The 13206-nt window shown below is 29.1% G+C and carries 10 protein-coding genes and 1 riboswitch; of the genes, 1 reads left to right on the forward strand and 9 read right to left on the reverse strand.

Annotated features, from left to right (window positions below; genetic code table 11):
• Window positions 1–2 precede the first annotated feature (2 nt).
• The 9 genes from VC03_RS05155 to VC03_RS06610 form a co-directional block, all read right to left on the reverse strand.
• Complete coding sequence (locus VC03_RS05155; protein WP_046328971.1) at window positions 3–764, reverse strand: hypothetical protein; 762 nt, start codon at window positions 762–764, stop codon at window positions 3–5.
• Between the two features lie 63 nt (window positions 765–827).
• The gene (locus VC03_RS05160) at window positions 828–3890 is read right to left on the reverse strand and encodes a YadA-like family protein (protein ID WP_046328972.1); all 3063 of its coding nucleotides are present in this window, start codon (window positions 3888–3890) and stop codon (window positions 828–830) included.
• 122 nt (window positions 3891–4012) lie between these two features.
• The gene (gene nrdE / locus VC03_RS05165) at window positions 4013–6142 is read right to left on the reverse strand and encodes a class 1b ribonucleoside-diphosphate reductase subunit alpha (protein ID WP_046328973.1); all 2130 of its coding nucleotides are present in this window, start codon (window positions 6140–6142) and stop codon (window positions 4013–4015) included.
• The gene (nrdI, locus tag VC03_RS06740; RefSeq protein ID WP_046328974.1) at window positions 6142–6534 is read right to left on the reverse strand and encodes a class Ib ribonucleoside-diphosphate reductase assembly flavoprotein NrdI; all 393 of its coding nucleotides are present in this window, start codon (window positions 6532–6534) and stop codon (window positions 6142–6144) included. Before nrdI ends, nrdE begins: the two co-directional genes overlap by 1 nt.
• Complete coding sequence (gene nrdF, locus VC03_RS05175; protein WP_046328975.1) at window positions 6535–7542, reverse strand: class 1b ribonucleoside-diphosphate reductase subunit beta; 1008 nt, start codon at window positions 7540–7542, stop codon at window positions 6535–6537.
• Window positions 7543–7608: 66 nt separating this feature from the next.
• Complete coding sequence (locus tag VC03_RS05180; RefSeq protein WP_046328976.1) at window positions 7609–8751, reverse strand: cation:proton antiporter; 1143 nt, start codon at window positions 8749–8751, stop codon at window positions 7609–7611.
• 41 nt (window positions 8752–8792) lie between these two features.
• A riboswitch (Fluoride riboswitch) is annotated at window positions 8793–8864 on the reverse strand.
• A 51-nt stretch (window positions 8865–8915) separates the two neighbouring features.
• Window positions 8916–10178 (reverse strand): uracil permease, encoded by a 1263-nt coding sequence (gene uraA / locus VC03_RS05185; RefSeq protein WP_237223916.1) that lies wholly within the window; start codon window positions 10176–10178, stop codon window positions 8916–8918.
• Between the two features lie 266 nt (window positions 10179–10444).
• Entirely contained in the window at window positions 10445–10801 is a 357-nt protein-coding gene (locus tag VC03_RS05190; protein WP_046328978.1) for a nuclear transport factor 2-like protein, read from the reverse strand.
• Window positions 10802–10816: 15 nt separating this feature from the next.
• Window positions 10817–11737, reverse strand: coding sequence for a YARHG domain-containing protein (locus VC03_RS06610; RefSeq protein WP_052727712.1), 921 nt, complete (start codon window positions 11735–11737; stop codon window positions 10817–10819).
• Between the two features lie 118 nt (window positions 11738–11855).
• Between VC03_RS06610 and VC03_RS05200 the strand changes: the two genes are divergently transcribed.
• Window positions 11856–13139 carry an amidohydrolase gene (locus VC03_RS05200; RefSeq protein ID WP_046328979.1) on the forward strand — a complete coding sequence of 428 codons (1284 nt, stop codon included), beginning with the start codon at window positions 11856–11858 and terminating at the stop codon, window positions 13137–13139.
• The last annotated feature ends 67 nt before the right edge of the window (window positions 13140–13206 follow it).

Below are 13206 nucleotides of genomic sequence, written 5' to 3' on the forward strand. Positions count from 1 at the left end.
AATTACCTCCATGTTCTTAAAAATTCTACATTAGACATTCCATTATCTTCATCTAACATCTTTATTTCTTTTTCTTTAATTAATTTACTTACAACTTTATCAGCTTTAATACATATCGCCCTATACTTCTTATCAACTTTTGAGAGCATAGCTGTTGAGTATTCAATTTGAACTATGATACTGTATAAATATTTCTTATCCTGTATATTGTAATATCCCAAATTATTATCTACAAAGTTCAAAAACTCAGGCATATATTTTTTAGGCTCCTTATATATCATTTTAAGATGCCCTACTGTCATATTATCTAATATCCTATACTTCAAAGCTTGTGACATATTGTATTTTTCTATCTTATCGTATCTATCATTTAGTCTATAGTAAATGTATTTATTATTAGTTTTTTTAAACTTGCTTCTTAATTGACTCATATACCCTTTTTCTATATACATTTCTAGTATAAAGGGAATATCTCTAAATGTTTTCATCACCACTTCTATATTATACAACTTACCATTTTTAGGTAATGAGTCCATAAACAACTTAATATCAGGATTTTTTTCTATTATCTTTTCTTCTTCATCAATTAATTCAGATTCTTTTAATAAATCTGCATTAAAATATATACCAAATAGCCTTTCATTTGCATCTATATTCTCATTTTCATTTATTGCTTGTAAATAACTGTCTCTATTGTCAAATCTTTGATACAAATTCGAAAAACTCAACGTAGATAAAAACAAAAGTATTAAAATTCTTTTCATATCTCCTCCTAATACTTTATTATATCACATATACAAAAAAAGTGTAAAATTACACTTTTTTTTCTATTTCTTAATTAATTTAAGGACTTCATCAAGTTTCTTTTCAAGATTAGAAATCTTATCTCTTTGTTCCTTAACTGTTTCTTTTAGTTTCTTAACTTCTGTACTTTCAATGTAGTCATTTTCTTCACCAAGCATTACTCCAGCTCCAACACCGAATGCAAGATTTCCCTTATTGTTTACTGAACCACTTAATTTATATACAAAGTTACGTTCTTCATTAGTTCCACTAAATCCTACTGCTAATGCGTGTGCTCCTCCATAGTATCCATATGCTGCACTTAGATTATGTCTATGTTTTGAATATGAATTAACTTGTACTAGATTTGCCATTGCTACTGCATTTGCTACTCCACCTAATGCTAATTCAGATTTCTTATTTGTTTCAACTACAGTATTAGATATATTGCTTACCTTTGCATCAACATCAGCTTTATTATAGTAATTATTCTTTAGATGTTCATTTACTTGTGTATCTGTTACTAATCTGTTATTAGGTTCAGATATATCTGAATCTTTAGATAATTTGTTAATTAAGTTAGTTTCACCTTCTGTAGTTAAGTTGTTTGCATTTATATCTAATTTACCTTTTAATGCTTCACCTACTTTAGTATCTGTAACTAATCTATTAGTTGGTGTAGTTAGATCTGATCCTTCACTTAATTTGTTAGTTAATTTAACTATAGACGCGTCATCTAGGTTAGTTCCATCTTTATCTAATTTGTTAGATAAATCTTGTGTAGCTTGATTATTTAACTCTTGCTTAATGTTATTAACATAAGTAAATATATCTCCACCTTTAACTAATCCTGTATTACCACTAACAATTTTACCATTACCTAGTTTATTTTGCCATACATTTAAATTAAATTCGTTACTTTCTAAATTACTTCCATCAAGTAGTGCATACTTATTAAATTGTTCAGTTAATTTAGTGTTCTTAGATAAATCAAGATCAGTTGCTAATTTGTCTTTATCAAACACTAGACTATAATGGTTAGGTTTTTGTACATCTTTATTTACTGTGATATACTCATCACCTTTAACATCTACATCTTCACTACTTAATTTACCACTTACTTTAGTGTTAATATTGTTTATTTCCTCAGTTATATATTTTTTAACTGTTCCACCTGTTACTAAATTGTTGTTGTTATCTTTGATTTCACCTGTACCTAATTTAGTAGTTAAAGTAGCTACTCCATCATCTGTTATATTTTTAGCATCTATATCTAATTTTTTGTTTAATTCGGTATATACTTTTCCTCCTGTAACTAATCCTGTATTACCATCAGCAATTTCTCCATTACCTAGTTTAGTTTGCCATGTAGTTATGTCTATATTATCCGCATTCGCATTCGCTTTACCTTTTAGTGTTGCATTATTTGATAAATCTAAATCATTTACTAGCTTTTCTTTATTGAATGCTAATGTATATTTACTTTTATCATTTGTATCCTTAGTTGCTGTAATATATGTATCTCCTGCTACAGTTATATCTGATAATTTTTTGTTTAATTCGGTATATACTTTYCCTCCTGTAACTAATCCTGTATTACCATCAGCAATTTCTCCATTACCTAGTTTAGTTTGCCATGTAGTTATGTCTATATTATCYGCATTCACATTCGCTTTACCTTTTAGTGTTGCATTATTTGATAAATCTAAATCATTTACTAGCTTTTCTTTATTGAATGCTAATGTATATTTACTTTTATCATTTGTATCCTTAGTTGCTGTAATATATGTATCTCCTGCTACAGTTATATCTGATAATTTTTTGTTTAATTCGGTATATACTTTTCCTCCTGTAACTAATCCTGTATTACCATCAGCAATTTCTCCATTACCTAGTTTAGTTTGCCATGTAGTTATGTCTATATTATCCGCATTCGCATTCGCTTTACCTTTCAATGTTGTATTATTTGATAAATCTAGATCTTTTGCCAACTCATCTTTATTGAATGTTAAGGTATATTTCTTACCTGTACCACTTACTGATATATAGTTATTTGCACTTTTTACATCTACATCTTCTGATTTTAAGTATTTGCTTAATTCTTCTTTTTTAGCATAATCATCTAATTGTTCAACATTAACTGCATCTGTTTTATCTGTACCTTTTGCAACAAATTTTAATTTTCTTTGTTTTTTATCATTACCAAATGATACAGCATCTTTTACTGCTGTACTTTTATCTCCAAACACTATTGCATTACTAATACCATCTATTGTTACATTACTACCTAAAACAATATTTTTTTCTACTTTTTTCTTGTCTGTACCTATTATATTGTTCGAACCAAATGATATATTTTCATCTCCATATACCTTATTCTTATTTCCAAATATTTCATTTTCATTATATTTAGCTTTTGGAGTTTGAGGGACAAATTTTCCACTTCCATGTTCTGTTCCACTTGAAGTTAGTGTTTCTGAATATACCTTATTATCATTCCCAAACACTAAATTCCCCTTAATAGTTTTTTCTTCAGTCCCAACCTTATTATTATTTCCATGCACTTGATTTGAATCACCATACACTTCATTTTTATCACCTAATGAATAAGTTTTATCACCTTTTGTATATGACTTGTCACCTATTGTAAAGGTATTTTTTCCTAATGTTGTTGTTTCGTTACCTATAGCGTAGCTATTATTACCTCCATCTGGAACTATACCTAATAGTTTATTTTCTTCCTTTGTTATTTCTAATTCTTTTTCAGAAATTTTAATTCTTAATTCTGCTTGTTTTTCTGTATCAGTTGTATTTCTTAATTCTTTTTCTAAATCTTTTTTTTGGTCATTTAATTCCTTTAATTTTCCGAGAATTTCCTTTATTTTATCTACATCTTTTCCATCTTTACTTCCGACTATTGAATTATCACCAAATACATATCCATTTTTTGCAAAACTATTTCTACCTAGTGCATTACTTTTAATAATATAGTCCCCTTGTGCGGACATTGAAAAACTCCCAGTAATCATAAACAAAATTATTAGTGCTCTATTTACTGTAATCTTCTTTTTCAAACTAGACTTGACATATTTTTCGATATTTTTCATTTTTTACCCCCTATTTTTTTAAACACATATTTACCGAGTCTAATAGTATCCTACCCCCCCCCCACAATGTTTTGTCAAGTATTTTCGCAAAAAAAAAATGACCATTTTGGTCATTTCCCTCTCTATATCACACAACTTGTGCAAGTGTGGTCTTCACTTCCTTCCAATATATCCTGTCTTATTCTCAAATAATATATTGATGGACACTTCTTACTAAACGCTCTAATATATGCCTTATTTAAATCTCTTGTTGTTGCCTTATCTGTCATGAATAGAGTTAATGAAATTGCTTGGTCAACATGTTTTGCTGCAGCTGCTGCTACATCTATTATCCATTCTGATCCTATTTCATACGCCCCTTTTTCATAGTACTTATAGTTCTTATCATCTATCATATATGCAGGTACATATACTCTTCCTAACTTACCTTCTTTTCTAACTTCTATTGGTGATACAACTGGTTGTAAGCTTGGAGTACATGATGATACATAACTAATTGATCCTGTTGGTGCAACTGCTAATAGGTGGGCATTAGCAAGTCCAGATTCCTTAATATCTTTTGCTAATTTTATCCAATCTTCTTTTGTTGGAAGTTTTAACATATATTTTTCTAATAAGTTCTTTACTTTTTCACTGCTTATTGTAAATTCATGTTCTGTATACTTTTTGAAATATTCTCCTGTAGCATATTCACTATCCTCAAATCCTTCAAATACTCCTACATTTTTTGCCAGCTTATTTGACGCCTTAAATGCATAATATGCTAGAGTATAGAAGAAAGCATCAGTAAAGTCTACTGCATCATTTGATGCATAATATATTTCATTTGTTGCTAAAAAGCCATGTAAATTCATTGCACCTAGTCCAACAGCATGATTTTTTTCATTACCCTTACGTATACTTGGTGCACAGTCTATATCCGTTAATCTTGAAACACTATCAAGACTTACAATACAAGTATCTATTATCTTCTCCATATCGCAAGCGTTTTCCATCATCTTAGCAATATTAATAGATCCTAAGTTACAACAAACATCTTCTCCAATATTTTCAAAACTCAAGTCTTGTTTAAAGGTACTAATCGTATTAACTTGTGCTATTTCAGAACACAAATTAGACATTACTATTCTTCCTTTTTTCTTTTGAGGATTTCTCATATTTACTGTGTCATCGAATAATATATATGGATATCCTGATTCAAAATGCAATTCTGCTATCGTTTGGAATAGCTTTCTTGCACTAATATATGTCTTTTTGATTCTATCATCTTTTAGTAGGTTATAGTACTCCTTAGTTATACTAATATCGCTCATAGGTACTCCATACACTCTTTGTATGTCATATGGTGAAAAAAGTGCCATATCTTCATTGTTTTTTGCTAAGGTAAATGTAATATCTGGTATAACTAAACCTAGGGCTAGTGACTTTATTCTAATCTTTTCATCTGCGTTTTCTCTCTTAGTATCAAGGAAAGTCATAACTTCTGGATGGTGTACATTAAGATATACAGCCCCTGCTCCTTGACGTTGACCTAATTGATTAGCGTATGAGAAGCTATCTTCTAATAACTTCATAACTGGCACTATACCTGTGCATTGATTTTGTATTTTCTTAATAGGAGCTCCAAATTCTCTTAAATTTGTTAAACATAACGCAACTCCACCACCACGTTTTGATAATTGAAGGCTTGTTGATATTGCCCTTGAGATTGACTCCATATTATCTTCAACTCTTACTAGATAACAAGATACATATTCACCACGTTTTTTCTTACCTGCATTTAAGAATGTAGGTGTTGCTGGTTGAAATATACCTTTTAGCATTGCATCTAATATATCATATGCACTTTTAATATTACCTTTTGCTAATAATAGGGCGTTCATAGATACTCTATCAGTATATTCTTCAAGATAATATTTACCATCAAAGCTTTTTAAACAGTATGAGTTATAGAACTTATACGCACCCATAAAATTTAAAAATTTAAAGTTATACTCCTTAGCTTTTTTGAATAGATCTATTACATCTTTTCTATCATACTTATCTAATACTTCTTCATCATAGTAGTCATTTTCTATTAAATACCCTATTTTTTCTTCTATGCTAGAAAACTTTTTTGTATTAGGTTCTACGTGTTCTTTAAAATACATATCAACTGCCTGTTTATCAGCATAAAAATTATGCGTATTATCTTGATTTTGTATCTTTGTAACTGCATTTAACGATATATACTCTTGTGACAAATCTTTCATTACTTCATCCCTTCTAATATTTTCTTTACTTCTTCTACATCCTTTGTAGTTCCTAAAAGCTCAAATTGGTATAGCAAAGGTACATTTATCTTCTTTGAGATTATGGGTCCTGCTATACAATATGTATCTCCAAAGTTTGTATTACCCGAAGCTATTACACCACGGCACAACTTCCTATTATTCTCATCATTTAAAAAATGTATAACTTGTTTTGGTACAGCTCCTCTAGTATCACCATTACCTCCACTGTATGTTGGAACTATTAAAATATATTCTTCATCTACAGTTATACTTTCTTTTATCTTAATAGGTATTCTAATTCCATCTACTCCCAATTTATCTACAAATCTTTTTGTATTATTTGATATTGAAGAAAAAAATACTACTCTCATTTAAAACTCCCAATCCTCATCTTCTGTTTCTTCTGTTACACCCATAACATATGATGAACCATTACCTGAGAAGAAATCATGATTTTCATCTGCTCTTGCAGATAATTGTGCAAATACTTCTGGCTTTATTTGTGTTTCTTCTTCAGTAAAAGGAGAATCATATCCTAAATTTTGCAAGAATTTTCCAGCATTATACACACTAAATTTAATTGCATCTTCTGCTAGAGAAAAGCCTTCATACAACTCATTTAAGTAATCTTTTTCTAAGTCTATTAATTTATACAATAAATCAAAAACAAACTCTTTCATTTCTTTTTGCTTTTCAACAGACAATTTCTTTACTTTTTGTTGGTATTTGTATCCACTATAGTAATTATGTATTACCTTATCACGTAGTATTAGACGTATAATATCTGATGTATTAGGTAATTTTGCACGTGATGCTAAGTAGAAAGGTAAATAGAATCCTCCGTATAGCAAGAACCCTGGCATAAGTGCTGCTGCTACCTTTGATTTTAAAGGATCGTCTCCTGTGTAATATGGTATTAATATTTCTGCTCTTTTTTGTAAGCTTTTGGTATGTATAACCCACTCATGTGCTTCCTCTATTTGTTCACTTGTACATAGTGTTGAAAATATTGTTCCATATGATCTTGCATGTACAGCAACCATAAATGCAAAGTTAGTATATATTACTTGTTCATGATCTGTAAGTGAATTTTTAACTTGGGCAACATCACCTATTGTTGCTTGAATTGTATCTAATAGTGTTAATCCTGTAAATGTTCTTGTTATTAACCTTTGCCAATTTTCGTCCAATGTATTCCATGATGGTAAATCATTTGATACTGGTATTTTTTCTGGCAACCAGAAGTTTTGAACTACTCTATTCCAAACTTCTAAGTCTTTTTCATCATCTATTTTATTCCAGTTAACCGATCTCATCGGCTTATTCACACCTTTTGAAAATTCTAAAGGTGAAACTGACTCTTCAAAATATTTTGACATAGTTTTCTCCTTTTTTGTATATTATACTTTACTATACCACAAAATATATGAAACGTCAATTTGATTTTACACAATATATTGTTGTGTATTATCTATTAGATATGCCCCTATAGGTGCTGTGAAAAGTATGGCAATAGCTGAGATTGTAAGCACAAGACTTCCACAATTAAGACCCATAGCTAAAGGTACTCCACCTATAGCTGCTTGAACTGTAGCTTTTGGTATGTATGCTAACATACAAAATACTCTTTCTTTTGTATTTAAATTTGTTCTTAATACACAAATATATACTGCTAACATTCTGAATATTAGTATTAATAATATTAGTAGTATTCCTAATATGAAGTTTTCTTTTAAATACTCTACCTTTATACTTACTCCAACTAGGACGAAAAGTAAGATTTCAAATACTTTCCATAAGTTCATATATGAAGTATTTAACTTTTGACATATGTCCTTACTTCTATTTATTGTCATACCCATAACCATTAAGCTAAGTAAAACAGCTATTGGTAAAAAATCTTGTATTTTAATAGCTAAAAACGATATTGATATTAGGGTAATTGTCATACTAACACTATTCATCTCTATTTTCTTGTATATGTACAACATTACCTTACCTAAAATCACACCAAATACTATACCTAAAACTATTGATATTGGAAGTTTAACAAATTCCATATATGATAGGGTATTTTTGGATAATAGGGTTAAAAAGCTTGTGAAAAACACAATAACGTACACATCATCAACACTAGCACCTGCTAAAATCATTTCTGGTATTCCCTTTTTAATACCCACCTTATTCTCTATCATTCTTATCATACGTGGTGAAACAACTGCTGGACTAACTGCTGCTAAAACTGAGCCTAATAAGGCACCTTCTAGATGTGAAATTTTAAATATCATAGGTGCTATTATACTACAAGCTATCATTTCAAATGTTGCTGGTAAAAAGCATAATAGCATTGCAGGTCTACCTACTTTTTTTAAATTATCTAAATTAAGTGAAAGACCTGATCTAGTAAGTATTACTATTAATGCAATTTGTCTTAAATCGCTGGATATATTAAATATTTTAGGGTGCATAAATTTAGATATGCATATACCTACTATTATCATGCCAATAAGGCCTGGAATCTTAAATTTTTCTAATATTTTTGAAAAAACTAATCCTAATAAAAGGATTATTGCTAAACTTTGTAACATATTTACCTCCAAAAAAAAATGATTTCTAGCACTAAAAAAATCTTAGTGTAGAAGTCATTAGCATAAAGCAGTTTTGATATTTAATCATGGAGAACTTCATCTCCAATTTCATTATATACCTTTTAAAAAAAAATAGCTAGCCCAAAGGCTAGCATAATTTAATTTTAATTTCCATTTGTTAAGTTAAATTTGTTTAATACATAGAATATTAAGCTAATAATTACAGCTACAACACTTGCTAATACCATTCCTTTTAATTGGATACTGAAGAAGTTAACTTCTAGTCCACTTAATCCTGCGATAAATATTACTGAAGTTAATATTAGATTTTGTGTCTTTGAATAGTCTACTTTTTGGTCAACTAATAGTCTAATACCTGATGCACCTATCATTCCGTAAAGTAGGAATGTTACTCCACCTATAACATCACCTGGTATAGTTTGAATTAACATATTAAGTGGTCCTATGAACGCCATACATATTGATATTATTGCAGCTCCTGCTATTACATATACTGAATATACTTTAGTTACTGCCATTACCCCTATATTTTCTCCGTATGTTGTTGTTGGAACTCCACCAACTAATCCTGATAACATAGTAGAAAAGTTATCTGCAAATATACTTCTGTGTAATCCTGGATCTTCTAATAGATTTGTTCCTATTATATTACTTGTTACTACTTGGTGACTAACATGTTCTGATGTTATTACCAACAACACTGGTAGCATTGTTAATGATGCACTTAATGAGAATGAAGGTAATTGGAATGCTGGCATTGTGAATAGTTTTGCTTGTACTACTGGTGTGAAATCTATCATACCAAAGTACATTGCTGCAATATATCCTACTATTATTGAAATTAATATAGGTATAGTAGCGAAAAATTTTCTAAATATTACTGAACCTATTATTGCTGTTCCTAAAGTAATTAGAAATACTATAGCATCTGCTCTTGTTGCAGTATCTGTTAAGATGTTAGCTCCTATCTTTCCACCTCTGATAGTTACTCCTGCTAATTCAAACCCTATTAGTGATACAACAGCCCCCATAGATGCTGGTGGCAATACTATATCTATCCAGTTAGTTTTAAACTTGTAAATTAATAGAGCAAGAATACACCCTAAAAATCCAGTTGTTGCAAATGCTCCTGTTGCATAAGAAAATCCCATGTTTTGTATAATTAGTGTTCCAACACCTATAAACGCAAAACTTGACCCTAAATATGCTGGTGCTTTAGCTTTTGTTATTAGAATGAATAATAGGGTACCTATACCATTCATCAATAAGACTATACCTGGATTTACGTTAAATAATATAGGTACTAAAACTGATGCTCCAAACATTGCAAATGTATGTTGTAAACTAAGTGGTAATAATAGTGCTGCTGGCACTTTATCCCTAACTCCAATAATTCCTTTAACCACGATTATCCTCCTTTATTTTAAAAAAAAAGAAATAACAAAATTGCTACTTCTCAATGGTTAATTCCTGTAAAGTGTAAAGAATTCTAATAAGTTTTTATTTCTTTTCTTTTTTATCATTCCTAACACCTCCAACACTTCTTCAGATACTATACTACATTTTTTGGAAAATGTAAAGTTTTTTTTTAAATTTTTAATATAAAAATGCTAGCTTCTATGATTTATATATTTTATCATAAAAGATAGCATCATTATTTAATATATTTTTCTCAATTTTTACTTTCACATCCAAATTCTTTTAAAAATTTAATTTTATTATCTTCTGTCCAGTAAATTAATGACATCCCATCAAATTCACTAACTACATTATCATAAACACACTTAAATTTCCACTCTACAACAGTTTGATCTCCCTTATGAAAAAATTGTAATATGTCCCATAGAATAACTTCACCTTTCATATTCCATTCATTAAACCACTTTTTTACACTTTTACAATCTTTGTACTTTGGTCCCCAACTTTCAATATATATTACATTATTTGTAAAAATATCTTCTATACCTAAATCTTCTCGTTTAAGCCACATTGAAAACCACAAATAAATTATTTTTTCTCTTTTTTCCATAATATTTTCCTTATTTTAATAGCTATTTTCATATTCCTTTATTATTCTAACTATTTCCTTTTCCTTAGGAGGTAATATATCCATTATATATGTTGAAGGTTTGTACCAAGATTTTTTAGAAAAATATTCCTTGTATTTAACGTCAGTAAAAATATATCCCCTTCTTGCATAGAAGGTATTACGTATTATTCCAAGTTCATCTTTATTAAAATTATTTAAATAATCATAGTTCCCCTTATTTATTACTTCGTCATATACCGTATCTGCTGTTGTTAGATCATCATCTGTATAGTCTGTAGATTCTGTTGTAGATTCTGTATTTTGACTTGTATCTTCTGTACTATTTTGTGTATTTTCTGAATAATTTTGTGTTTGTTCGTATGTTTGTGTTTCCATATCCTTACCCTTTAAATCACTAAAAATATTTGTTGCAAAAGGAAAAAATGATATTAAGACTGCGTATTCTATAATACTAATTATGCTAAATATTCCACCAATTATTTGGGTGATAATAAAGATAATAGCCTTTGTATTTTCTCCACTATCTACTATCATTTTGTATTTTACTATATCTATAGTATTATCTATAGGTATATATCCATAAATCATAAGTAGTGCTTTTGAGTATTCATCTGCTGGAACTAGTCCGTTTAAAAGCAATCTTCTTGTATATGCCTTATTATACCAAAAACCTAAATATATTCTGTATAAAAAAATACCAATGTACATTAAAGCATATATCACAATACTACCACTAAAGGCCATTAAAACACATATTACAAATACAAGTATTTCTGATAAAAGCACTTCCAAGAACCCTATAATATCAAGTCTAAATAGTGGAACTAGCGACCCAAAATATACTGTAATATAGCTAAATCCTACAGCAGAATTCTTAATTTCTGTTTCACTTTTTAAAATTATTCTCTTTGCCATACATAATACTCCCGTTTTTTCCTTTATTATATACCAAAAAAACTTCAACTTCAATTTTTTATTACATTTTTTTTAATATTATGATAATATATGTAAAAGCAAAGGAGTGGAAAAATTTATGAGTATATTAATTAAAAATATTTCCTATCTTGATATAGAGAATGAAAAGATAGTAGATAATATAGATATACTAATTGAAGGCAATGTATTTAAAAAAATCGGAACAAATTTAAATATGTGTGCTGATAAAATAATAGACGGGAATAATATGCTAGCAACACCTGGATTTATTAATTCTCATACTCATCTTGGAATGAGCTACTTTAGAAATTATGCAGATGATTTGAGTTTAATGGACTGGCTTCAGACTAAAATTTGGCCAATTGAAGACAAATTAAATGATGACGATATTTACTGGTCATCTGTATTATCTTTAATTGAAAATATTAAAAGTGGTGTTACAACAGTTTGTGATATGTATTGTTCAATGGAAAAAGTTGCAGATGCAACTATACTACTAGGAATACGTGGTGTTTTAACAAGAGGTCTAACAGATTTTGATGGTAAAGGCAAACAAAGGCTGTTAGAACTTGATGAATTGTATAATAAATACAACAATGCAGGTAATGGTAGAATTAAAATAGTTCCTGGTCCTCATGCAATATATACTTGTAGTACAGAATACTTAAAAGAAATATCAAAATTAGCAAAAGAAAAATATGATAATATAATTAACATACATTTATCAGAAACTATTACCGAAATAGAAGATTCAAAAAAACAACATAACCTTACTCCTATTGAATATATATCATCTATAGGTCTATTAGAAAATCATGTAATAGCAGCACACTGTGTACATATTACTGATGAAGAAATAGAGCTAATAAAAGGAAAAGACTTCTATCCTGTGTATAATCCAAGCTCAAATTTAAAACTTGCAAGTGGATTTACACCTATTGATAAACTTTTAAAGAATAAGATAACTGTAGGTATAGGAACAGATGGTGATTCTTCGAATAATAATCAGGATATCCTAGAAGAAATTCATATAGGTGGAATAGTTAATAAGGCTATTGAAATGAATGAAAAAGTTGTCCCAGCAATAGAAATGCTTAAAATGGCAACGATTAATGGTGCTACTTCATTAGGACTTAAAAATCTTGGGGTAATAAAGGAAGGATTTTTAGCAGACTTAAATATATTTAATTTAGATTCTAATTCTTTCACACCAAGAAACAACCTTATCTCAGCATTAGTATATTCAGCTAAATCATCTGATATACAAACTGTTATCTGTAATGGTAAGATAGTAATGGAAGATCAGAAAATTCTAAGTGTTAATGAAAAAGATATACGGAATATCATACAAACCAGATGGGAAGAAATACAAAAAAGATAAAATGGAATGCAGCTGTGCTGCATTTTTTCATTATACGAAATATTAAATTCAAATATTTTTACTTATC

The organism is Sneathia vaginalis (assembly GCF_000973085.1).
In the GTDB taxonomy this organism is placed as follows: domain Bacteria; phylum Fusobacteriota; class Fusobacteriia; order Fusobacteriales; family Leptotrichiaceae; genus Sneathia; species Sneathia vaginalis.